This window comes from Flavobacterium sp. SORGH_AS_0622 (assembly GCF_030818825.1).
Lineage (GTDB): Bacteria > Bacteroidota > Bacteroidia > Flavobacteriales > Flavobacteriaceae > Flavobacterium.
This window is the reverse complement of the sequence record NZ_JAUTAX010000001.1, coordinates 4,997,711-5,022,570: the sequence shown is the minus strand read 5'-3', so window position 1 is coordinate 5,022,570 and position 24,860 is coordinate 4,997,711. Positions and strand designations below refer to the sequence as shown.

Below are 24,860 nucleotides of genomic sequence, written 5' to 3'. Positions count from 1 at the left end.
GTACCAGGATTTTCTTGTCGATGATTGTATTGATTGTTGTGGCATCTTTTTTATTGGCTTCGATTTCGATTATTCAGTTTAAAACTGAAGCGAAAGAATATCATCAAGAACGTTTAGAACGGAAAGAAAATGCTGTAAAAGAACATATCAATTATGTTCTGTCTACTACAACTTATCCGCTTAAAACCCAAAATCTCGATTTAATTTTCAAAGATAAAATCCACGAATTAGCGCAGATTCACAAAATCGAAATCAACATTTACAGTCTTGACGGGAAACTTTTAAAATCTTCAAAAGAATCTTTTGCTGTTGATAAAATTGCACCGCCAATTCCCGAATATATTCTGAAATTAGTTCGTTCTTCTATTGAAAAGCGTTTTGTTGACATTAAAACCATTGACGGAGTTAAAAACAGATCATCATACAGTTTAATAAAAGACGAAAAATTTAAACCACTCGGAATTTTAAACCTTCCCTATTTAGAAGACGACGGCTATTACGATAATGAGCTGAATACCTTTTTAATCCGCTTAAGCCAGGTTTATTCTTTTATGCTGATTGTGGCTTTTGCATTGGCATATTTCCTTTCGACCTACATCACAAAATCGCTAAAAACCATTTCCGACAGATTGGAAGAAACCAATTTAGATCAGAAAAATGAAAAAATTGTATTAGAAGCGAATAGTAAAGAGGTCAACTTCTTGATTAAAGCGTATAATGGAATGGTTGACAAACTCGAAACGAGTGCCATCAAACTTGCCCAAAGTGAACGTGAAGAAGCTTGGCGCGAAATGGCGAAACAAGTCGCGCACGAAATCAAGAATCCGCTTACGCCTATGCGATTGACGGTTCAGAGTTTTCAGAGAAAATTTGATCCAAATGATCCTGATGTGAAGCAGAAGATGAACGATTACTCCGAAACCTTGATTCAGCAGATTGATACGATGACGGCGGTGGCTTCGGCATTTTCTAACTTTGCTTCGATGCCGGCGCAGCAAAATGAAACGTTGAATGTTGTTGAAGTTGTTGAATTAGCTCTCGATATTTTCAACGAAGATTATATTGTTTTTGAAAAAGACGAAGAAGAGATCATCTCAAAAATGGATCGTACGCAGTTGATCCGTGTGATTACCAATTTGGTTAAAAACGCAACACAGGCCATTCCCGAAAGTCAGTTTCAAAAATCGATTGTCGTTACAGTAAAAAGACGCAATAATAATGTTGAAATTGCTGTAAAAGACAACGGAATCGGTATTCAGAAACAAGATATCGGCCGAATCTTCGAGCCAAAATTTACGACCAAAACCAGCGGTATGGGACTTGGACTTGGAATTATCAAAAACATTATCGAAAATTACAAAGGAACAATTACCTTTGAGTCAACTTACGGAAAAGGAACCACATTTAGAGTTTCTTTGCCCATTACTAACTCTTAAACTAACCGTCATGGACTACGAAAATATCTTAATTTCTATCGAAGAAAAAATAGCAACGATCACAATTAACAGACCAACAAAACTGAATGCTTTAAACAAAGCAACGATCAGTGATTTGAGCAAGGCAGTTAAATTATTAAGTAAAAATGACGATGTTCGTGTAATTGTCTTAACTGGAAGCGGTGAAAAAGCCTTTGTAGCCGGAGCCGATATTTCTGAATTTGCTAATTATACCATTGTCGAAGGTGCACAATTGGCAGCTGAAGGTCAGGAATCTTTATTTGATTTTATTGAAAATCTAAAGAAACCAGTTATTGCAGCCGTTAACGGTTTTGCTTTAGGCGGTGGATTAGAACTGGCAATGGCTTGTCATTTTAGAGTGGCTTCAGACAATGCAAAAATGGGATTACCAGAAGTAACTTTAGGATTAATTCCAGGTTATGGAGGAACACAGCGTTTACCTCAATTAGTGGGTAAAGGACGTGCAATGGAAATGATCATGACTGCTGCTATGATTTCTGCAGAAGAAGCCAAACAATACGGTTTAGTAAATCATGTTGTGCCTCAGGCAGAACTACTATCATTTACAAATGTAATTGCTCATAAAATCATTAAAAATGCTCCGTTTGCAATTAGTAAAGCGATAAAAGCCATCAATGCCAACTTTGAAGACGGTAAAAACGGATTTGATACTGAAATAAAATCGTTCGGAAAATGTTTCGGAACTCAGGATTTTAAAGAAGGAACAACAGCTTTCTTAGAAAAACGTAAATCTGAATTTACAGGAAAATAGTTTTTTACCGCAAAGTTCGCTAAGATTTACGCAAAGGTTCGCAAAGCTTTGTTTAAATTTTTTTCTTTGTGCTCTTTGCGGTTAAATTTTAAACACATTACAATGTCGTATGAACCTATATTCGCTCTATTCTGTGAGCGTGTTAAAGAAAGTATTCAAGCTGGAACTTTCGCAAAATTGACTTTGGCCAAAACAATAGGCGATACCGAACTTAAGAATATCTATTTTCGTTTGGTTTTAAATGAAGATAATACCTTTTCAATATCATTGACTTCTCGTTATAAAACTGAAGAAGTTGAGAGCATTCATACTTTAGATGATGCACTTTTGATTTTAGGTTCTTATATTAAAAAGCCGTTTTTAACAGCGCTTTTATTTACCACAGATAGTGATGTAACTTTTAAAGTAAACAAGAAAAACGCGGGAAGTATTATCGAACAACCTCCAACATTTAAAAATGCTTCTCCAGTTATGTTAGAAATGATTGAGAAGGGGATTGTTTGAAGATTTTTTTGAGTTAAGAAAAGTTAAACCCGTAAAACCTATTTTGGTTTTTACGGGTTTTTTTGGCTTTATTTAATAGTATTAAATAGTCAATAAATTTAAGCTTAATAAAATTTTGTTCTTTTGTCTTATAGTGTTGCTTTTAAGTCTTTTTCTGTATGTTTCTCTTAAAGGACCATAATACTTTTACACTTTATAGTAAAAAAAAATTAGCTTAAAATGAAAACGTATAGAATATCTAAGACATGGAGGATAATTATTTATAGTATTTGCTCATTCACTTCTTTGTTTTATGGAATATTTGGAATAATATTACTTCTTCCCGCAGAATTAGCGCCCTTTCAAAACAATGAGGAACCATTAGTGAATAATTTGTTGGCAGTACTATTTCTTTTTGTAGTACCGTGTATGGTATTTTTAATTTTTAAAACATATAAAACAAGAATTGTAATTACACAAGATAGTTTTCAGCTCATAGGCGTGTTTAAAAAAAAAGAACTAAAGTTTAAGGATATAAAAGGTTTTGAGGTAAGCACCAATCCAAAACTTAATTTACAGAAATTTTTAGGCGTCGAATCCAAAACCAAAGGGGAAAAAGCGATTGTTGTTAGTAATTTATTTGAAAAATTTGACGAAATAAGATCTCAGTTAAGTTTTAAAGTCGCAGATCTAAATGCTGAAAAGATAAAAGTAATTGAAGAGAAGATCAGGCAAGAAAAAAATGAAATTTTAAAAAATACTAATTTTGGATTTACAATTGAAGAACGGGAAGATAAATTAAAAAAAGCACAATTATTTGCCAAACTATTAAATGGTGTAACAGCTGTTGTTATTGCCTGGTTGTTTTTTTATCCAAGGCCTTATAAATATTTAGTAATTGCTTGTGTTTGTCTGCCTTTAATTGGTCTTTTAACAGTAAAACTTTCGAAAGGTTTAATTAAAGTTGATGCTGAAAAAGAGAGTGTATATCCAACAGCAGTATTTCCTCTAATGTTTCCCGGCATTATACTTTTTTTAAGAGGCATTATAGATTTTTCGATAGATGACTATTCTCACATATGGCTGCCTGCAATATTAATCTCTCTGATTTTTGTCGCTTTTACAATAGTAGTAAGCAAAAAAAAGACTATCAAAAAAGCTAAAGACTATTTTGAAATAATAAGTTATCTTCTTTTTGGATTTATTTATGGATATAGCACAGTTGTGGTGACAAATTGCGTATTTGATAATTCAAAGCCAGAAATCTTTGCTTCAGAGGTTCTTAGTAAAACTATAAGCGGAGGACGTAAAGGTACATTTTATGATTTAAATCTATCTCCATGGGGGAAAAACACAGAGGCTAAAAAAATTACAGTTGAAAGTAATTTATATAATAATGTTCAAGTTGGTGATGAGGTTTCAGTATATCGATTTGAAGGAAGATTCGATATTCCTTGGGTTGTTGTTGATTATCCAAATTAACTATTGTAGATAAAACATCCGCTAAATGCAATGCACTTAGCGGATGTTTTTTTAGGTTAATAATTTCTAAATCAGCTTCACAAACAAATTAGATGCAATTTTATTTGAAATAGATAATTCTCTGCCGTCAACATTAATTTTTACCGATAAATCGAAAGATTCTTTCGACAGAAATTCAATTTTAGAGCCCAAAGCAATTTCTTGTTTGTCTAGATATTTCAGGAACTCAGAAGAAGTATCTTTTACGCCCACACAAACACCGATTTGATTTTCTGATAATTCAGAAAGTAAATGTTTCTCAATTTTAATAATTCGGCCGTTTGCGTCTGGAATCGGATCGCCGTGAGGGTCTTCTGTAGGATTTCCCAAAAAGTCATCTAAACGGTTAATTAACTGCTCAGATTTGATGTGTTCTAACTGTTCCGCAATGTCGTGAACCTCATCCCAGCTGAAGTTTAGTTTTTCAACTAAAAACACTTCCCATAAACGATGTTTTCTCACAATCATTTTAGCGGCCAGTTTCCCATTTTCTGTCAAAGATACACCTTGGTATTTTTTATAATTTACTAAATCTTTATCAGCTAGTTTTTTAAGCATATCCGTAACCGAAGAAGCTTTGGTTTCCATTATTTCCGCAATGGCATTTGTGCTCACTTCAGTTTCCAAAGCAGCCGTAAGGTGATAGATAGATTTAAGGTAATTTTCTTCTGAAAAGGTCATTCTTCTTTAGGTTCTAAGGTCCTAAGATGCTGAGATTCTAAGTTTTCTTTTGAGGCTTTAGTAAAAAACCTTAGTATCTTAGAACCTTAGCATCTTAGCCACTTCATTTAACAATCAACAAAGGTATTGAAATTTTATGTCTCAATTTATCTACCGTTGTGCCAAAAAGAATATCTTTTAATCCGGTGTGGCCGTGGGTTCCCATAACGAGAATATCGAAATTTCCTTCGTTTATAATTTTCGGAATTACTTTGTTTGGTTTTCCAAAACCAAGTTCAGTTTTGATCTTGAAACCCTTCTGCGAAAGCATTTCCTGATATTCTAGTAATAATTTCTCATCAATTGTTGTCTCATGATCGTGAACGTGAACGCCGTACATTAATGCGCCAACTGTTTCTACAATGTGAATGAGGGTATATTCGGTGTCAATGCCGCCCAATTCGAAGGCTTTGTTTAATGCGGCTTCATCTGCATGAGAAAAATCTACAGAAACAGCTATGTGTTTAATATTTTGACTTTCTCTTGGAGAAAAATGCAGTTTGAGATTATGAGGAGAATGATTTACTGTTTTGTTTTTTGCTTTGGCAATAAAAGGTTTGAAAATGATATATAATAATAAAGCTGAAAAAGCGAAGGCTAACGGAACTACAGTAAGCCAAAGAATTATTGGATGATTTGAACTTGCAAGCCACGACGTGATTTCGTCATAAACCAATTTTGCGTTTAAAGAGACAATTATAGTCGCAATAATCCAAGAAACCACTTGAGTAAGTTTGGATATATGAAAACCATTCATTTTCGATTTGTCACTCACAAAATGGATTAACGGAATAATTGCAAATCCCAATTGCAGACTTAGAATAACCTGACTTAAAATTAATAGTTTTCCAGTTACGCTTTCGCCATAAATTAGAATTACGATTACAGCAGGAATAATAGCAATTAAACGGGTAATAATACGACGAACCCACGGTTGAATTCTGAAATGCAGATAACCTTCCATTACAATTTGCCCGGCAAGAGTTCCTGTTACTGTAGAACTTTGTCCTGCAGCAATAAGTGCAACTGCAAATAAAATTGGCGCCCATTTGGTTCCGAGCAAAGGTTCAAGAAATTGATGCGCATCTTGAATTTCGGCAACTTCAAACATTCCGTTTCTATGAAAAGTTGCGGCAGCTAGAATCAAGATTGCGGCATTTACAAAAAAGGCAAGGTTTAAAGCGATCGTAGAATCTATTAAATTGTATTTTAAAGCCTGTTTGATTCCCGCTGGAGTGCGATCAAATTTTCTGGTTTGCACCAAAGAAGAGTGCAGATACAGATTGTGCGGCATTACAGTCGCTCCAATTATCCCGATGGCAATATATAAAGCAGCCGAATTTGGAATTGAAGGAATAAGACCCTGCAATACTTTACCCATTTCTGGTTCTGCAAAAATCATTTCGAAAATAAAAGAAAATCCAATTATCGCTACCAAAGCTATAATGAAAGCTTCCATCTTGCGAATTCCTTTATTGATCAGGAAAAGTAGTAAAAAGGTGTCTAGAACGGTAATTAAAACTGCTTCCAGCAACGGAATTCCAAAAAGAAGATTAATTCCGATTGCCATTCCGAGAACCTCTGCCAAATCGCAGGCAGCAATAGCAATTTCGGCCAGAAAATATAAAATGTAGTTGATGTATTTGGAATAAGTTTCTCTCGAAGCCTGAGCCAAATCGCGTTGCGTTACAATGCCCAGACGCGCACTTAAACTTTGCAAAAGCAAAGCCATTAAGTTACTCATTAATAAAACCCATACCAAAGTATAACCAAACTGGCTTCCGCCGGCAATGTCTGTAGCCCAGTTCCCCGGATCCATATAACCAACGCTAACTAAATAGGCTGGGCCCAAAAAAGCTAATATTTTCCTGAAACCAGTTTTTTTATGTTGTGTAGCAACCGATTCGTTTACTTCTTCTAAAGATTTAGTCATTGTAAAAGTATTGTTTTCACAAATATATAGAAAAATTACATTCGCGAAACAATATTTTTAGACGAGTCTAAATGTTAAATGTTAGAATTTAAACATTTTGGACATAATCCTGATAAGGTGAAATTGATCTCGTTGACTTTGTAATTATGCGGCATTATATAACTCGGCTTCACATTCTCCAAACAAGTTATTTCATGACAGTTCTCACAGCTAAAATGAGCATGATTATGAATGTGTACACGCTGGTGTGAATGATTGCATTTTGCATATTTTACAGTTCCATCAAGATTCGAAATTTTATGAACAATATCATCGTTTACCAAGCGGTCTAAAATCCTGTAAATAGTAACTCGATCACACACATCATTCAATTGTTTTTGAATTTCGGCATGAGATAATGCCGTTTTTGATTTCTCAAAAACCTCTAATACAGCTGATTTTGCTGTGGTATTACGTGTAGTTTTCATTTTGTAATGAATTAAAAAATTAAACGCAACAATGTTGCAATTGAATTAAAATTGTATATTTGCAACAAAATTGCATTAAGCAAAATTACAAGAAATGAAGAAAACTACCTCACCCTTTTACGATATTTTAGGAATTTCAAGTGCGACTATCTGCCTGGTTCATTGTTTGATTTTTCCTCTTCTAACAATTTTGCCATTAGGCTTAAGTCATAATCCATTTATCGATTTAGTATTTGCTTCTATCGGTTTATTTGCAATTCTCAAAATTACGAAAAAATCAAGTCTTTTAGTTTCGTCAATTTTGATTGTTTCTATGAGCTTAATTTGGATTAGTATTTTGAGTGAACTCTTTTTAGAAATTCATCTGGATCTCATTTATTTTGGAGGAATCGGTATGATTATCGGGCATTTGATTAATTATAAATTACACAGAAAACAAAATCATTAAAATTATAATTATGGAACAGAAGACTTTTGAGGTGATTATCATTGGCGGAAGCTACAGCGGCTTATCTGCTGCCATGAGCTTAGGACGTTCTCTTCGCCAGGTTTTAGTAATTGACAGCGGTCTGCCTTGTAACAGACAAACGCCTCATTCGCATAATTTTATTACACAAGACGGGGAGAAGCCCGCAGTTATTTCGGCGAAAGCCAAATTACAAGTTGAACTTTATAAAACAGTTCATTTTTATAATGGTCTTGCGACAAAAGCAATCAAAAGTGAAGCTGGTTTTGAAATCTCAACAGAATCAGGTGAAATTTTCACATCCAGAAAAGTTTTATTCGCAACTGGTGTTAAAGATTTAATTCCAAAGATTAATGGTTTTGCAGAGTGCTGGGGAATTTCCGTTTTGCATTGTCCGTATTGTCATGGCTACGAAGTGAAGAATGAAAAAACAGCCATAATTGCAAACGGTGAAATAGCATTTGATTTTGCAAAATTGATTTCGAATTGGACAAAAGATTTGAGATTATGTACCAATGGAAAATCGACTCTGACTTTCGAACAAACTCAAATATTACAGCAGCACAATGTTCAGATTTTCGAGCAAGAAATAGATTCTTTCGAACATACAAAGGGATATATCGAGAACATCATCTTCAAAAATCAGGAAAAAGTTGCCGTAAAAGCCATTTATGCAAGACCGCCTTTTGAACAGCATTGTCATTTGCCTAAAGATTTAGGTTGTGAGATAAACGAACAAGGATTATTAAAAGTAGATGTTATGCAAAAAACAAATATTCCTGGAGTTTATGCAAGCGGCGATTGTACAACACAAATGCGCTCGGTTGCAATTGCAGTTTCTACAGGATCTTTTGCAGGAGCAGTGATTAATAAAGATCTAATTGATGAGGATTTTTAATTCTAAACCCGACAGGTTTTGAAAACCTGTCGGGTTTGCTTGACTTTTTGAATAGCCCCTAGTTTCAGCTAGGGGAAGAAGATTGGATTGAAAAGGACTTTAGCCGAATTAGGTTTGGCGAAAGCACTTTTAGTTTTTCGCCTATCTAGCTAAAGCTGGACGCTATTCAATCTTTTAAATTCATATTTCTATGTTTTTAAATAAATCTAACATATTGAATTAAATCAGTTTAAAAATTTATTCATTAGAATAATTATTTGTCAAATTTAATTTTTAGTTTTGTCTAAATTTAATTTTATAACAATGAAATATTTATTTTTGGCAATATTAATAATTTCAACTAAAAACCTTTATTCACAAAATATATCGGGAAAAGTAATTACAGATGTTCCGACGATTCAGGAAATTAATGTGATACTCGTAAATACAAATTTTAAAACGCAGATAGATTCACTTGGCTTTTACAAATTAGAAAATGTTCCGACCGGTTCTTATAAAATTGCAGTAACCTCGAGTGGATTTAAAACTATAACTCAAAAGATTTCTATAATTGAAAATCAAAACTTAAATCTTGATTTCGAATTAAATGAAGACCAAAACGAATTAAATGAAGTTGTTGTTTCGGGAACTTTAAAAGCTGTAAAACGATTAGAAAGTGCCGTTCCCGTTGAGGTTTACTCGCCTACTTTCTTCAAAAAAAATCCAACAGCGAGTATTTACGATGCGCTTCAAAATATAAATGGCGTTCGGCCACAGCTCAATTGCGGAGTTTGTAACACTGGAGATATTCATATAAATGGTTTGGAAGGTCCGTATACTTTGGTTTTGATTGACGGAATGCCAATTGTAAGCAGTCTTTCGACAGTTTACGGTTTATCTGGAATTCCGAATTCTTTGGTAGAAAGAATCGAAATCGTAAAAGGTCCCGCTTCTTCTCTTTATGGAAGTGAAGCGGTTGGTGGCCTGATCAATATTATCACAAAGAACCCAACAAATGCTCCAGTATTTTCTGCCGATTATTTTACTACTTCTTATTTTGAAAGCAATCTCGATTTGGGAATGAAATTTAATCCGACGAAAAAATCAACAACTCTTTTGGGAATTAATTACTTTAATTACGATCAGGTTATTGATAAAGACAACGACAATTTTACTGATGTGACACTTTCTGAAAGAATTTCGATTTTTAATAAATGGAGTTTTCAGCGAAATCATAAGCGCCTTTTTACGATTGCTGCCCGCGGAATGTACGAAGACCGCTGGGGTGGAGATGTGCGTTGGGAGAAAAAATACCGTGGTGGCAATGAAATTTACGGAGAAAGTATTTACACCAAAAGAGCCGAATTAATTGGAACGTATCAATTACCATTTGAAGAAAAATTGATGCTTTCGTTCTCTGGAAATGTTCATTACCAAGACAGCCGTTACGGAACGACATCTTATATAGCCAATCAAAAAATTGGTTTTCTGCAATTGACCTGGGATAAAAAAATCGGTCGAAATGATTTCCTTGTCGGAATCGCGAATCGATATTCTTATTATGATGATAATACAACCGCAACAAAAGAAGCCGAAAGTACTTGGCTTCCAGGGATTTTTGTTCAGGACGAAATTACATTTTCGCCTAAAAGTCAGGTTTTGCTTGGCGCGCGCTACGATTATAACTCGATTCACGGTTCGATTTTTACGCCGAGAATTGCTTATCGTTTCAAATCAAATGAAAATACGATTTTCAGATTAAACGCCGGAACTGGATTTAGGGTTGTGAATTTATTTACTGAAGATCACGCCGCGCTGACAGGTTCGCGAGATGTTGTGATTCAAAATGATTTAAAACCAGAGAAATCGGTAAACGTCAATCTAAATTATATTCAAAAAATCAATTTCGAAAATGGAACTTTTATGGGAATTGAAACGACGGCTTTTTATACGAGATTCAGCAATAAAATCATTTCAGATTACGAAACAGATCCTAATAAAATCATTTATGATAATATCGATGGTTATGCTATAAGTCAGGGAATCAGCACGAATGTCGACTTAAATTTCACAAACGGATTAAAGTTTATTCTGGGTGCAACAGTTTTAGATAATAAAAATGTTCAAGATGGAATTTCAGAACGACCTTTTCTAACCGAAAAATTTACGGGAACCTGGAGTGTTTCATACAAAATACAACCTTGGAATTTACTGTTGGATTATACCGGAAATGTTTACAGTCCGATGAAACTGCCATTGTTGAACGAATATGATCCAAGAAATCCGAATTCACCTTGGTACAGCATTCAGAATATTCAGTTTACGTATACAGGTTGGAAGAATTTTGAAGTTTATGGTGGAATCAAAAATTTGCTGAACTTTACTCCAAAGCAAAATAATCCGTTTTTGATTTCGAGAACAAATGATCCTTTTGATAAAAATGTACAATACGATTCGGCTGGAAAAGTAATGGTTACGCCAGATAATCCATACGGACTGACGTTTGATACGACTTATGTTTATGGGCAAAACCAGACTATTCGCGGGTTTATTGGATTGCGATATAGTTTGAGGTAAATTTATGAGGGCAAAGATTAAAATAATTATAAGGATTTTTCTTTTGCCACGAATTTCACGAATTTCCGCTAATTTTTAGATGAAGATTTACTATTCAATTCGTGCTAATTCGTGGCAAAAACTGAAAACACAAATGAAAAAGCTATTTCTCTTAATTTTCTGCATCGGAATAACTTCAACAGGATTCTGCCAACTAAAGAGCAGGACTTTTGAAGAAGTAGATAGTTTGCAGCAAATTCAAAAAAGAAAAATTATCGTTTTCATTCATACCGATTGGTGCCAGTTTTGCCAGAGAATGAAAGCAACGACTTTCAAAAATCAAGAAATCATTCAAAAACTAAACTCAGATTTTTATTTTATTGATTTCAATGCTGCCGAAAAACGAGATATTACTTTTAATAATCACACTTTTAAATACAAACCTTCCGGAAATAATGTTGGCGTTCATGAACTGGCTTTACAACTCGGAACAATGAACAATCAAATTGTATATCCGGTTTTGTGTGTTTTGAATGAGAAAAATGAAATTACACTGCAATACAACAGCTATTTAAGTCCGAAAGATTTTAAACTTCTTTTAGAAAAACTGAAAGAATAAAATTTCTTATTTTTGAGAATGAATTCTTCGCAAATCAAACACTTCGATTATATTTTTACCGGGACTGGACTTGCATCTTTGATGACGGTTTACAAAATGGTTATGTCTGGAAAATTTACCGATAAATCTATTTTACTTTTAGATCAGGATTCAAAAAAAGCAAACGACAGAACCTGGTGTTTTTGGGATAAAAACGAAAATGTTTGGAATTCTGTTATTTCTAAAAAATGGGATTTGGCTTTATTTGCTGATGAAAATTTTAAACGCGATTTAGCGTTGAAGCCTTATCAATACAATCAAATTCGGGGAATTGACTTTTATAATTTTGTTTTTGAATCCATTTCAAAACATTCCAATATTACTTTTTTGAATGAAAAAGTAACCGATATCAACGAACTTGAAACTCATGTTTATGTTGGTACAGAAGAAAATCGATATACAACCAATTACTTATTTAATAGCATTTATACAAAGGCTTTCGCCGAAAGTCAAACCAAATATCCGGTTTTACAGCAGCATTTTGTGGGTTGGTTTGTAAAAACAGAAAGAGAAATCTTTAATCCTGAAGAAGTAACTTTCATGGATTTTTCGGTAGAACAAAAAGGAAATACAAGATTTATGTACGTTTTGCCTACTTCTAAAACAGAAGCTTTAGTTGAATACACCTTGTTTTCTGAAAATCTTCTTTCGAAAGAAGAATACGAAAATGAAATCCAAAGTTACTTAAAGAATTTAGGTGCTGATCAATATAAAGTTCTCGAAAAGGAGCAGGGAAGTATTCCAATGACGTGTTATCCGTTTTGGAAAAAAAACACCAAACGCGTTTTAAATATTGGTACTGCTGGCGGATGGACAAAAGCAAGTACGGGTTATACGTTTAAAAATTCAGATAAAAAATCTTCAGAATTAGTGAGTTTTCTTCAAGCTGATTCTTCACCTAAAATGAATTCTTTTCACAAAAAAAACCGATTTTGGTTTTATGATTTGTTGCTTTTAGATATTCTGCATCGTCATAATGAATTGGGAAGTTCTATTTTTTCTTCCTTATTCAAAAAAGGAAATCCTGTTTTGATCTTTAAATTTCTAGATGAAGAAACAAGTCTGCTGGAAGATCTCCAAGTGATCTCAAAATGTCCAAAATTGCCCTTTGTTAAAGCGTTGTTTCGAGTAATATTCAGTTAGTTTTTGTTTCATGCAGATTCATTGTATTTATCTCAAATCTTAAATAAATCTGCACTTATCTGCTTAAATCTGCAAAATCTGCGTGCGATCTTAACCACATAGCTTATTTTACTAATCAGATTTAACAGCCGAAAAAATGTCTTATTCTTTCATTTTAATAATTTTTTGAGGCGGTAACGAAAATCTGCAACATTTAGATTTGCCTAATATAATCGGTTATTTACGATAATGAATTAATGGCAAATGGGAATTACAAAACGCTTAAAATTTGATATAGAGACAGAAGAGGTAGGAAGAATTTGCAAAGCACTTGGACATCCAACGAGAATTCAGATTATGACACTTTTATGGAAAAGAAACTATAGAACTTGTGGTGAGATTGTTGAATTAATTCCGCTGGCACAATCGACAATTTCTAAGCATTTGTTAGAATTAAAAAAAGCAAGTCTAGTTGATATAAAAAATGTCGGTAAAAAAACAATTTACTCTATAGAAGTCGAAAATATACAACTGCTCAAAAAGTACTTAACAAGTTATCTTTCTACCATTGAAATTTCGGAAGAAAAAAAGTCAACAGTATTAACAACAACGAATAAGGTAAGAAGAGGAAATAGTCACTTAAAACAGTATAATTATCAATTTCCTGCTAAAAAGATAAAAGAAACGGTGCTTTGACTTGTGGAAGGCTCGGAATATGCCTAAAAAATTAATATCGAACTATAACAAAACTTTATACTTCAAATTAAGTAGTTGCGAGTAAACTTTGTAACTTTGCAACTCAAAAGTAAAATTTAAAAGACAAGAATATGTATCCACAAGAAATGGTAAAACCTATGGAAGCTGAATTAACAGCTGCTGGTTTTCAAGATTTACATAGTGCTGAAGCTGTAGATAACGCTATCAAAGCTGAGGGTACCACTTTAGTTGTTGTAAACTCTGTTTGCGGGTGCGCTGCAAGAAATGCACGTCCGGGAGCAAAAATGAGTTTAGAAGGAGCTAAAAAACCAGATCACCTTATTACAGTTTTTGCTGGTGTTGACAAAGAAGCTGTTGATGCTGCAAGACAACATATGTTTCCTTTTCCTCCATCATCGCCATCTATGGCTTTGTTCAAAAACGGAGAATTAGTTCACATGTTAGAGCGTCACCACATCGAAGGTCGTCCAGCTGAATTAATCGCTGAGAATTTGCAGGATGCTTTTAATGAGTTTTGCTAATTAAGGAACTAAGGTTCTGAGTTGCTGAGGATCTAAGATTTTAGGTTCAAAGCAGCAAAGGTAAAGAGGTACAAAGATTTAAAAGAGGGCTGTTTCAATTTGAAACAGCCCTCTTTTTGTTATATAATATTTTTCCCTGTTCCGTTGGAACATCTCATTGGCAGCAAAATTGTATTGTTATCATTATTTTACGTTCCAGCGGAACATTTGATCGATGTTATTTTTATAATCCAACCATACCAGACGTTCCTCTGGAACGTAAACTCGGTCGATCGTTATTTTTTTTCTACCAATGAAACATTCCTACGGAATGATAACTCATTTCAAAATTTAAACTTCTCTTTTTTTTATTATATATGGCTTTTCTTGTTCCGTAGGAACATCTCATCGGTAGCAAAAAATTATATTGTTATCATTTTTACGTTCTGTAGGAACGTTTGATTTGCCTCATTTTTGATAATGTAATAACACCAAACGTTCCTACGGAACGTATATACGTGCGTTCGTTGTTTTTCTACCAATGAAACATTCCTACGGAATGATAACTGGTTTCAAAATTTAAACTGCTCTTTTTTTATTATATATGGCTTTTCTTGTTCCGTAGGAACATTTCATCGGTAGCAAAAATATATATTGTTATCATTTTTACGCTCCGTAGGAACGTTTGATTTGCCTCATTTTTGATAATGTAATAACACCAAACGTTCCTGCGGAACGTATATACGTGCGTTCGTTGTTTTTCTACCAATGAAACATTCCTACGGAATGATAACTGGTTTCAAAATTTAAACTGCTCTTTTTTTATTATATATGGCTTTTCTTGTTCCGTAGGAACATCTCATCGGTAGCAAAAATATATATTGTTATCATTTTTACGTTCCGTAGGAACGTTTGATTTGCCTCATTTTTGATAATGTAATAACACCAAACGTTCCTACGGAACGTATATACGTGCGTTCGTTGTTTTTCTACCAATGAAACATTCCGTCGGAATGATAACTCATTTCAAAATCTAAACTTCTCTTTTTTTTATTATATATGGCTTTTCTTGTTCCGTAGGAACATTTCATCGGTAGCAAAAATATATATTGTTATCATTTTTACGCTCCGTAGGAACGTTTGATTTTGATTTTTTATAATCCAATAACACAAACCTTCCTGTCGAACGTACATACGGGCGATCGTTATTGTTTTTTCTACAAACGAAATATTCCTACGGAATGATAACCTGATATAAAAAAAACTTAGAACCTCAGCATCAGAACCTTAGCAACTTAAAAAAAACTAATTCCACCCTCCGCCCAATGCCTTATACAATTGAACCATAGAGCTTAATTGTTTTTGGGTTAATTGAGAGAGACTTAATTGTGCTTCAAACAGCGATCGTTGTGCATCTAGAACTTCTAAATACGAAACATAGCCATTATAATATCTGGCGTTTGAAAGATCATAGTTTTTTTGTGCTGCTACGACCTGTCTGTTTCTTGCTGTCCATTCTTCTTTGTACATTTCCACATTTTGAAGAGAATTTTCTACTTCCGAGATAGCGGTTAAATAGGTTTTTTGGAAATTGAATTTTACTTCTTCCGCAATTTGTCGATTAACATCTACACGACGTTTGTTTTTTCCGAAGTTGAAAATGGGACCTGTAACTCCAGCGCCCGCATTCTGGAAATAAGAACCATCATTAAATAAATCTCCAACCGCAATACTGGTAAAACCTGCAACTGCGGCAATGTTGAATGACGGGTAGCGCATTGCCTGCGCAACGCCGATTCTTTCATAAGCGGCTTTATATAAATATTCCTGACGTTTCACATCTGGTCGATTTTCTAACAAAGCTGATGGAACAGAAGTTGGAAAATTGGTTAAAATCAATAATTCGCTATTTGTTTTTCCACGCGGAATTGGCTGCGGAACTTGTCCGACCAAAATCGAAATTGAATTTTCCAAAGCTGTAATTTGTCGTTTGATTGCGGGAATATTGGCTTCGGCAATGGCAACCTGCTGTTCAATTTGTACTTTGTCTAATTCTGCAACGTAACCGCTTATAAAACGTTCGTTGATAATGTCATATGCTTTTTGTCTCGTTTCTAAAGTATGAATGGTGATTTCCAACTGATTGTCATAATCACGGAGTTCAAAATAAGAAATGGCAATGTTGCTCACAATATCAGAGAGAATTACTTTTCGGGCTTCATCAGTGGCTAAAAGTTCATTTTGCAAAGCTTTATTCTGATGACGGTATTTTCCCCAAAAGTCCAATTCCCAAGACATATTGGCCAATGCAGATGATGGCTGCATAATAGTTTCGGCACTATTCACTTGACCAGAATATTGAAAAGAAGGATATAAATCTGCTTTAGCGATTCCGAGATTGGCTCTTGCTTGTTCTATACGTGCCAGTGCAATTTTGAGATCGTAATTGTTTTGAATTCCTTTTTCGATCAGGCCAATTAAGACATCATCGTTAAATATCGATGACCATTTTATAGTTTTTACAGAGTTTGTCGTATCTCTGCTTTGATCCCCATAACGGAAAGAATCTGCCTGAGGCTGTTCGGGTTTGACATATTTTGGTCCAACCATACATCCATAAGGAAAAACAGCCATCAAAAATAACGCTAAAAGTATTTTTAGATTTTTCATTTTTCTTCCTCTTTAGGTTCATCGATTTCCTCAGATTTTTTCTTTCCGAATGTTTCAATAAATACAAATAACACTGGAATCAGACATACGCCTAAAATAGTAGCAACAAGCATTCCGCTAAAAACCGTCATTCCCATTACTTTTCTGGCTTGTGCTCCAGCGCCGCTCGCCGTTAACAACGGAACAACGCCTAAAATGAAAGCAAAAGCCGTCATTAAAATTGGTCGGAAACGTAATTTAGCGGCATAGAGGGCAGCTTCTTTAGCGGGCATTCCTTTTTCATATTCTTCTTTGGCAAACTCTACGATTAGAATGGCATTTTTCGCCGCGAGCCCAATCAGCATTACCAGTCCAATTTGTGCAAAAACATTATTCACATAATCTGGACTTAATAATCGGCAGAGATATAAGCCAAGAAAAGCACCGAAAACGGCAAAAGGTGTTCCGAGTAAAACGCTGAAAGGCAGTTTCCAGCTTTCGTACTGCGCAGCAAGAATCAAAAACACGAAAAATAGTGCCATGATAAAAACAGTGTTCCCTTTTCCTTCGGCTTGTTTTTCCTGATAACTCATATTCGCCCACTCATAACCCATTCCTGCAGGGAGTACTTTCGCGGCAGTTTCTTGTAAAGCAGTCATGGCTTCTGCCGAAGTAAATCCTGGTGCGGGTGTTCCGCCAATTTCGGCAGCACGATATAAATTAAAACGAGTCGTAAATTCAGGACCACTTTCTTTTCTAATAGTCGCAATACTCGAAATCGGAATCATTTTATTATCACGGCTTCGGACAAAGATTTTATTAATGTCCTCAGGATTAACGGTAAAACTTGGATCTGCCTGAAGCAAAACAATATACTGTCGTCCGAATTTATTGAATTCGTTGATGTATTGTCCTCCCAAGCTGGCGCCAATCGCTAGATTGACATCGGATAAAGAAAGATTTAGTTCTGATACTTTTTCTCTGTCGATATCGAGACTAATCTGCGGCACATTCGGATTAAAGGTCGTTCGGATCGTTCCAATTTCGGGTCGTTTTTTAGCTTCGGCCATAAATTGCTGTGCATTCTGGAAAAGATACTGGGGCGTATTCCCTTCTTTGTCCTGAAGCATCATCGAGAATCCAGCTGCATTTCCAATTCCAGTAATCGGCGGAGGCCCAAAAGCAAAAACAGTAGCTTCGGGAATTCCAAAAACAACTTTTCCGTTTACTTCTTTTAAAATCTGGAAAACATCTTGTTCCCGTTCTTTCCATTCTTTCAAAGCCACAAAGAAAAATCCGTTATTTGTTGCTACTGAGTTTTTGATTAAACTAAAACCAGCAACAGAAGTGTAATATTCAACACCTTGATTTTTAGATAAAATATGTTCTACTTTTTCGATGACTTTGCTGGTTCTTTCTAGCGAAGAAGCGCCGGGAAGTTCAATATTGACAAACATGTAACCTTGATCTTCTTCAGGAACAAAACCGCCTGGAATTTTTGCTCCCAATAGAATAATAACTCCAACGACAATTCCGATAAAAATTAAACTTCGGGCTGTTTTTTTAATTAAAAAACCTGAGAAGCCAGTGTATCTATTGGTAAAAGCGCCAAACTTTACATTAAACCATTTAAAGAATTTCCCGAGCAAGCCTTTTGCTTCCTGATTGGGTTTTAATAAAAGTGAACATAAAGCCGGACTTAAGGTTAATGCACTTAAAGCAGAGAAAATCACAGAAATAGCAATCGTAATGGCAAACTGCTGATACAATCTTCCCGTAATTCCTGGTGTCAAAGCAACTGGAATAAATACTGCAGTTAAAACAATAGCAATGGCAATTACAGGACCTGAAACTTCGCGCATGGCTTGATTTGTAGCTTCTCTGGGTGACATTCCTTGTTCGATGTGATGCATTACAGCTTCTACAACCACAATAGCATCATCGACTACAATTCCGATGGCAAGTACTAATCCTAAAAGGGAAAGTACATTTATCGAAAATCCGAGCAATGGGAAAAGCATAAAAACTCCGACTAATGAAACAGGAACAGTTAAAAGCGGAATTAAAGTCGCGCGCCAGTTTTGGAGAAAGATAAAAACCACAATGATTACCAGAATAATGGCTTCAACTAAAGTGTGCATGATTTCGTTAATTCCTTCAGAAATGGCCAAAGTCGTGTCTAATGAAACAGCATATTTTAAATCTTGAGGAAATCTTTTGCTTAATTGTTCGATAGTGTTTTTTACATTTTCGGCAACTTCAAGAGCGTTTGAACCCGGCATTTGTTTTATTCCGATAGTTCCTGCGGGATTTCCATTTAATTTTGCGACTGAGGCATAACTTTCTGTTCCTAAAGTTACAGTTCCAATATCTTTAAGTCGGACTTGTTGATTGCTAATGTTTGATTTTAAAATGATGTTTTCGAAATCTTCTGGATTCACCAGACGATCTTTAAGCATGACATTGTAGGTGAATTCGTTATTATCTGTTGCTGGCGGAGCGCCAAATTTTCCTCCTGGGGCAATGGCGTTTTGTTCCTGAATTGATTTTATAATATCTGGAACTGTTAAGTTGTACTTTGCCATTATATCGGGCTTGACCCAAATTCGCATTGCATAATTACTTCCTCCGTAAAGGGTAACTTCTCCCACACCTTTGATACGGGCGAGTGCGTCTACAAGATTGATGCTCGCGTAATTGGTCAAAAAGTTATTGTCGAAAGTTTTGTTGGGAGAATACAAGGATAAAATCAACATGGGCATTGATAACGATTTTTTGGTCGTAACTCCAGTTGTCTTTACATCGTTTGGGAGTTTATTGGTGGCTTCGGCAACTCTGTTTTGGGTTAACATCGTCGCGTTGTCCAGATCTGTACCCATATCAAAAGTGATGGATAGCGTCATACTTCCGTCACCAGTATTAGTCGACTGCATGTAAAGCATATTTTCGACTCCATTTACTTTTTGTTCTATGGGCGTTGCAACGGCTTGTTCAACATTCAAGGCATTTGCACCTCGATAACTGGTAGAAACCTGTACTAATGGCGGTGCGATTTCGGGATATTGCGCAATTGGCGTTGACAAGATCGAAAGTCCTCCGATAAGAACAATAAATATCGAAAGTACGATGGCAACGATTGGTCGTCTTACAAAGAAATTATCCATAGCCTAGTCGTTTAGAGATGATGCAATCTGCTTTTTATCTTTATCTGCGACATAGGGAACTGGAACAACTGTCGATCCAGGCTGAATAAACTGATTGCCAATAATGGCAACTTTTTCGTTGGCTTTTAAACCTTTGGTAATAATCCAATCGACACCAATTTTCTGACCCACTTCGACCATTCTGGTTTGAATGGTGTTTTTGTTATCAATAACGGAAACCTGAAAAAGCCCTTGAATTTCGGTAACCGCTTTTTGTGGCACGACAATGGCATCTTTTTGTGTTCTGAGTAAGACACGAACTTTTGCAAATTGACCAGAACGTAAAGTACCGTCTGGATTTGGAAATTGGGCTTCTATAGTTACGGTTCCTGTAGTGGGATCGATTTTAGTGTCTGAGAAGTTCAAGCTTCCTTTGTACGGATGGGTGCTTCCGTCAGAAAGTATGAGTTGTAGGTCCGTAATACGTTCTCCGGCTTTGACCTGCTTTTGATATCTTAAATAATCAGATTCACTCACAGTGAATTGTACTCTTACTTTTTCTAATTTTGAAACAGTATTGAGTTTTGAGGCATTACCGACTTTGGTAATATAATCACCTAATCTAGCGTTCGAAAGCCCGATCACACCGTCAATGGGAGATTTTATATTAGCGTAGCTTCGCTCAATCTGCTGGTTTTTTAAACTTGCCAGCATGCTCGAATAATTAGAACGTGCCGCTTTTTCTTTAGCTACAGCCGCATCCAATTCGCGTTTACTCACGGCATTCATTTCAGCGAGCGGTCGAATTCGTTTTAATTCTTCGTCAGCGTTGGCTAGTGCACTTTGTGATGCCGCAACTTGTCCGCGGACTTGTTCTACTTTTGTATCATATTCCAGCGGATCTATGGTGTAGAGGAGTTGTCCTTTTTTAACCCGTTGTCCTTCTTTAAAGTGAATTCCAGTTAGAATTCCGTCAACTCTTGCGATTAATTCAATGTCTAAATCTCCAAAAGTCTGCCCGGCAAAATCTTTATAAATGGGCACATCTTCACTCTTGACCGTTACAAACGGAGCCTGCATGGGAGGCGGAGCTTTCGGTTGTTCTTTTTTGCAAGAGCAAAAGATTGTTAAAAATAAAAAAATGGGGAAGAGCGGTTTGGGTAGTTTTAAAGCATTCATAAGCATAAATGTTAAAATTGACTATATAAATATAGTGAATTAAATGTAATGCACTGATAAACAGTGTTTGTTTTTTATTAATGCAATTTTGTTGCTAATTAAAAATACTGACGTTTTCAACTAAATTAAATTATCTTATACTTCATATATTGTTTATATTCCATGATTTTTATCATTTTTAAAATTGAAAAGAAAAACCTACCTTTGCGCCCGAATTCACTCAGAAAAATAGAATTCAACTTTATATTCTTAACTTAAAACTGTTTATAGCATGCAACTGTACAACACTTTGAGCGCAGAAGAAAGAGCCATCATGATCGATGATGCGGGTAAACAACGACTAACGTTGTCTTTCTATGCGTATGCCAAAATTGAAGATCCCAAAAAATTTCGCGATGATTTATTTTTAGCCTGGAATAAGCTTGATGCTTTAGGCCGAATTTATGTTGCCCATGAAGGAATAAATGCTCAAATGAGTATTCCTGAAGAAAATTTGGAAGCTTTTAGAGCAACTCTTGAAGTTTATGATTTCATGAAAGGCATTCGTTTGAATGAAGCCGTAGAACATGATGATCATTCCTTTTTGAAATTAACTATTAAAGTGCGTCATAAAATCGTTGCTGACGGTTTGAACGATGAAACTTTTGATGTAACCAATATTGGCGTTCACCTGAAAGCCAAAGAATTCAACGAAATTCTTGATGATCCGAATACAATTGTAGTTGATTTTAGAAATCATTACGAAAGTGAAGTAGGACATTTTAAAAACGCTATTACTCCAGATGTTGAAACATTTAGAGAAAGTTTGCCTATCATCAACGAACAGCTTCAAGACCATAAAGAAGATAAAAATCTGGTAATGTATTGTACGGGCGGAATTCGCTGCGAAAAAGCAAGTGCTTATTTCAAACACCAAGGTTTTAAAAATGTATTTCAATTAGAAGGCGGCATTATTAATTACGCTAAACAATTGAAAGAAGAAGGTTTAGAAAGTAAATTCATTGGTAAAAACTTCGTATTTGATAATCGTCTTGGCGAAAGAATTACAGATGATATTATCTCACAATGTCACCAATGCGGAAAACCTTGCGACAATCACACGAATTGCGAAAACGACGGATGTCATTTGTTGTTTATTCAATGTGATGAATGTAAAGCTGCAATGGAAAACTGCTGTTCTACAGAATGTTTAGAAATCATTCATATGCCTTTGGTGGACCAAGTTCGTTTGAGAACGGGAAAACAAGTTGGAAACAAAGTGTTTAGAAAAGGAAAATCAGAGAATCTAAAATTTAAACATTCAGGCGAATTGCCAGAAACTGCTTTGGCAACTGCCCAAAAACAAGCGGATATTCGTCAGAAAGTAAAAGTAAAAAAAGTACTTCTTGGAAAAGCAGAACATTATTATGTAAAAGCTCAAGTGGCTCAATTTGCTATCGAAAATCAAGAATTAAACGCTGGCGATAAAATCTTAATTTCTGGTCCAACAACTGGAAATCAGGAAATGACTTTAGAAAAACTAATTGTAAACGGTGCAGAAACTCAAACTGCTAAAATTGGGGATAAAGTTACTTTTGAAGTTCGATTCCGTATTCGTTTATCAGATAAATTATATAAGATTTTAAATTAGCGATTTACAAAGCATTTTTAAAAATAAAAATAAACCCTACTTTGTTCATACAAAATAGGGTTTTACTTTTTTATTGAGAGTTAAAAATCAAGGTGTAATATTTAAACACCAATTTTAGCATCGATATTATGTTTTTCAGCATAGGCTTTGGCAGCATTCATCAATCTTGTAAACTTAGCGTCAATTTCATTTAGAGTTGAGGCGTCAAAATCGGCTATTGCTTTTTCGATCTGTTCTGGCGAAGCTTTTTCATCTTTCATTTTAGCAATTGGCAAATAACCTTCTTTTTCTTTAGCAATCGCATAGGTAAACAAGTCTTTTGATGCCTGAAGAAGTTCTCTATTGTCATCATCTTCATTTATCTCCTTAATTTTTTTAAATTGAGTTTCTAAGTTAGCGATGTCAAATTTAAAATAATCGTAATAAGAAGAAGGAATCATTTTCTTTTGAGTTTCATCATAAATCTGAGGCTCAGATTCTAGTTTATAGTTGATGTCCTTACTGCCAAATCGAGAAAGCAAATTTGTATTTAAAGCTGCTATTTCAAAAGTTTTTTCTGGCGAAGGGTTTGTACAAGAAGTGGAAACTATACTTGCAGCGATTAATACGAATGCTATAATTGAATTGTTTAAGATCTTTTTCATTTTTAATTTTGTTTGTTATTTATCCTTTTAAAATTTTAGTTTTCTCTGTTTCAAATTCTTCCGAAGTTAAAATTCCGGCATCCAAAAGCTCTTTCAAGTCTAATAATGCCTTTTTCTTGCCTTCCATTGAATTTCCTGAATCTGATTTTTGCGGTTCTTCTTTGTGAATTGGTGTTACTACAGTTCCCGAAGGAGCATATTTTAAAATCAATTCTGTAATTTCATTAAAGCCTTTTACATTCGAGTAATCGATCGCTTTTTGCTCTTTTACATTGACGATTGAAGCATCGGCTTTATTATCCAATAAATATTTTACGACATCTTTTTTTCCGTTTGCGGCGCTGTAATGTAAAGGCGTGTTTCCAGATTCGTCCTGAATATTGATATTGGCTCCAGCTTCAATCAGCAGTTTTACCATGCTTAGATTGCCTTTTTTGGTTGCAACGTGCAAAAGACTTTCTCCGCCATAGGTATAAGAATTGTTAAGCGTAAAACTAGATTCGTTAGAAATATTGGTTGCGCTCACAATCCAATCCAGATAATCATTCATTGAAGAAGTATCGCTTGCCAAAGGTTTGCTGTAATTCACATCAACACCGTTTTCTAAAAATAATGACACAATTTCCTTTTGATTATTCGCGCAAGCGTACCAAATAGGAGAGTAGCCATTATTGTTGGATGCGAAAACATCTGCACCTTTTTCTACTAATAATTTAGCGAGCATTCTATTTGTTTCATAACACGCAATTAAAAGCGCATTTTCGCCCGAATGATTTACGTGATTGATGCCTGCGCCATTGTCAAGAAGTAAAGTCACCATCGGAATTGATTTGGTGTAACAAGCATAAATCAAAGGTGTATTTCCTTGTTTATCGGTTACATTTATATCGGCTCCTTTATCTAAAAGCAGCTGAATAATTTCTCTGTTTAGTTTTGCAGAAGCCAATAATAGAGGAGTTTCTCCATTGTTATTCAGTAAATTAACATCTGCTCCGGCTTCAAGCAACTTTGTTGCAATTTCGATTTGAGCGGTCTGAGCAACTAAGTGTAACAGACTATTTCCGTATTTATCATTTTTGGTAATTTCCGCACCATTTTCCAACAGATACAAAGCCGTCTGTTTCTGTTTTTGAAGACAAGCAAAGAACAAAGGCGTTTCTCCCTGATGATCTTCGTAATTAATATCGGCTCCGTCTTCGGCTAAGATTTTCACAATATCCAGATAACCTCTGTGTGCGGCATAATGAAGAGCAGTTCTGCCTTTTTCGTCTGTATATTTTACATCTACTTCTTTATTCTGAAGCAGTAATTCGGCTATTTTTCTATTGCCATTTTCACAGGCAATTATAAATGACATTGACATATA

Annotated in this window: 20 protein-coding genes; 12 read left to right on the top strand and 8 right to left on the bottom strand. The window is 35.0% G+C overall.

All coding sequences use genetic code 11. The annotated features are described in order from the left end of the window. Positions 1 to 20: 20 nt before the first annotated feature. The 4 genes from QE431_RS21540 to QE431_RS21525 all read left to right on the top strand — a co-directional run bounded on the left by QE431_RS21540 (position 21) and on the right by QE431_RS21525 (position 4,194). On the top strand, positions 21 to 1,436 hold the full coding sequence (locus tag QE431_RS21540; RefSeq protein WP_134139637.1) for an ATP-binding protein: 1,416 nt from the start codon (positions 21 to 23) through the stop codon (positions 1,434 to 1,436). A 10-nt stretch (positions 1,437 to 1,446) separates the two neighbouring features. Continuing rightward, entirely contained in the window at positions 1,447 to 2,229 is a 783-nt protein-coding gene (locus QE431_RS21535) for an enoyl-CoA hydratase/isomerase family protein (RefSeq protein WP_307300156.1), read from the top strand. 102 nt (positions 2,230 to 2,331) lie between these two features. Then, entirely contained in the window at positions 2,332 to 2,733 is a 402-nt protein-coding gene (locus QE431_RS21530) for a hypothetical protein (protein WP_307300154.1), read from the top strand. Between the two features lie 219 nt (positions 2,734 to 2,952). After that, positions 2,953 to 4,194, top strand: a complete 1,242-nt coding sequence (locus QE431_RS21525) for a hypothetical protein (RefSeq protein WP_307300152.1) — start codon at positions 2,953 to 2,955, stop codon at positions 4,192 to 4,194. Between the two features lie 66 nt (positions 4,195 to 4,260). Here the strand turns inward: QE431_RS21525 and QE431_RS21520 are convergent, their stop codons facing one another. From QE431_RS21520 to QE431_RS21510, 3 genes are all read right to left on the bottom strand, one after another. Continuing rightward, complete coding sequence (locus QE431_RS21520) at positions 4,261 to 4,914, bottom strand: metal-dependent transcriptional regulator (RefSeq protein WP_307300150.1); 654 nt, start codon at positions 4,912 to 4,914, stop codon at positions 4,261 to 4,263. A gap of 103 nt (positions 4,915 to 5,017) precedes the next feature. Beyond that, complete coding sequence (locus QE431_RS21515) at positions 5,018 to 6,886, bottom strand: Nramp family divalent metal transporter (protein WP_307300148.1); 1,869 nt, start codon at positions 6,884 to 6,886, stop codon at positions 5,018 to 5,020. Positions 6,887 to 6,960: 74 nt separating this feature from the next. Next, the gene (locus QE431_RS21510) at positions 6,961 to 7,353 is read right to left on the bottom strand and encodes a Fur family transcriptional regulator (RefSeq protein WP_134138732.1); all 393 of its coding nucleotides are present in this window, start codon (positions 7,351 to 7,353) and stop codon (positions 6,961 to 6,963) included. Positions 7,354 to 7,447: 94 nt separating this feature from the next. Here QE431_RS21510 and QE431_RS21505 point away from each other — a divergent pair, with 94 nt between their 5' ends. The 7 genes from QE431_RS21505 to QE431_RS21475 all read left to right on the top strand — a co-directional run bounded on the left by QE431_RS21505 (position 7,448) and on the right by QE431_RS21475 (position 14,270). Beyond that, positions 7,448 to 7,801 (top strand): MerC domain-containing protein, encoded by a 354-nt coding sequence (locus tag QE431_RS21505; protein ID WP_307300145.1) that lies wholly within the window; start codon positions 7,448 to 7,450, stop codon positions 7,799 to 7,801. A 10-nt stretch (positions 7,802 to 7,811) separates the two neighbouring features. Then, complete coding sequence (locus QE431_RS21500; RefSeq protein ID WP_307300142.1) at positions 7,812 to 8,717, top strand: NAD(P)/FAD-dependent oxidoreductase; 906 nt, start codon at positions 7,812 to 7,814, stop codon at positions 8,715 to 8,717. A 303-nt stretch (positions 8,718 to 9,020) separates the two neighbouring features. Further along, entirely contained in the window at positions 9,021 to 11,273 is a 2,253-nt protein-coding gene (locus QE431_RS21495; RefSeq protein ID WP_307300140.1) for a TonB-dependent receptor, read from the top strand. Between the two features lie 133 nt (positions 11,274 to 11,406). Continuing rightward, positions 11,407 to 11,871 carry a thioredoxin family protein gene (locus QE431_RS21490; protein ID WP_307300138.1) on the top strand — a complete coding sequence of 155 codons (465 nt, stop codon included), beginning with the start codon at positions 11,407 to 11,409 and terminating at the stop codon, positions 11,869 to 11,871. Between the two features lie 18 nt (positions 11,872 to 11,889). Beyond that, entirely contained in the window at positions 11,890 to 13,053 is a 1,164-nt protein-coding gene (locus QE431_RS21485; RefSeq protein WP_307300135.1) for a lycopene cyclase family protein, read from the top strand. Between the two features lie 243 nt (positions 13,054 to 13,296). Further along, complete coding sequence (locus tag QE431_RS21480; protein WP_134138724.1) at positions 13,297 to 13,728, top strand: helix-turn-helix transcriptional regulator; 432 nt, start codon at positions 13,297 to 13,299, stop codon at positions 13,726 to 13,728. 131 nt (positions 13,729 to 13,859) lie between these two features. Beyond that, positions 13,860 to 14,270: a BrxA/BrxB family bacilliredoxin gene (locus tag QE431_RS21475; protein ID WP_057115385.1), complete on the top strand. Its 411-nt coding sequence runs from the start codon at positions 13,860 to 13,862 to the stop codon at positions 14,268 to 14,270. 1,284 nt (positions 14,271 to 15,554) lie between these two features. Here QE431_RS21475 and QE431_RS21470 read toward each other — a convergent pair. Genes QE431_RS21470 through QE431_RS21460 form a run of 3 tightly spaced genes read right to left on the bottom strand, consistent with a single transcriptional unit; the run spans position 15,555 to position 21,121 of the window. Further along, a complete protein-coding gene (locus QE431_RS21470; RefSeq protein ID WP_134138722.1) occupies positions 15,555 to 16,919 on the bottom strand; it encodes an efflux transporter outer membrane subunit in 1,365 nt (454 codons plus the stop codon). After that, positions 16,916 to 20,062 (bottom strand): efflux RND transporter permease subunit, encoded by a 3,147-nt coding sequence (locus QE431_RS21465; protein ID WP_307300126.1) that lies wholly within the window; start codon positions 20,060 to 20,062, stop codon positions 16,916 to 16,918. The genes QE431_RS21470 and QE431_RS21465 overlap by 4 nt, the downstream gene beginning before the upstream one ends. A 3-nt stretch (positions 20,063 to 20,065) precedes the next feature. Beyond that, positions 20,066 to 21,121: an efflux RND transporter periplasmic adaptor subunit gene (locus QE431_RS21460; RefSeq protein WP_166669255.1), complete on the bottom strand. Its 1,056-nt coding sequence runs from the start codon at positions 21,119 to 21,121 to the stop codon at positions 20,066 to 20,068. A gap of 370 nt (positions 21,122 to 21,491) precedes the next feature. Here QE431_RS21460 and QE431_RS21455 point away from each other — a divergent pair, with 370 nt between their 5' ends. Beyond that, a complete protein-coding gene (locus QE431_RS21455; protein WP_307300122.1) occupies positions 21,492 to 22,850 on the top strand; it encodes a rhodanese-related sulfurtransferase in 1,359 nt (452 codons plus the stop codon). 101 nt (positions 22,851 to 22,951) lie between these two features. Here QE431_RS21455 and QE431_RS21450 read toward each other — a convergent pair whose 3' ends face one another. Together QE431_RS21450 and QE431_RS21445 are read right to left on the bottom strand one after the other, a co-directional pair. Continuing rightward, a complete protein-coding gene (locus tag QE431_RS21450) occupies positions 22,952 to 23,494 on the bottom strand; it encodes a hypothetical protein (protein ID WP_134138717.1) in 543 nt (180 codons plus the stop codon). Between the two features lie 19 nt (positions 23,495 to 23,513). Further along, positions 23,514 to 24,851, bottom strand: a complete 1,338-nt coding sequence (locus QE431_RS21445; RefSeq protein ID WP_307300120.1) for an ankyrin repeat domain-containing protein — start codon at positions 24,849 to 24,851, stop codon at positions 23,514 to 23,516. Positions 24,852 to 24,860: the final 9 nt, after the last annotated feature.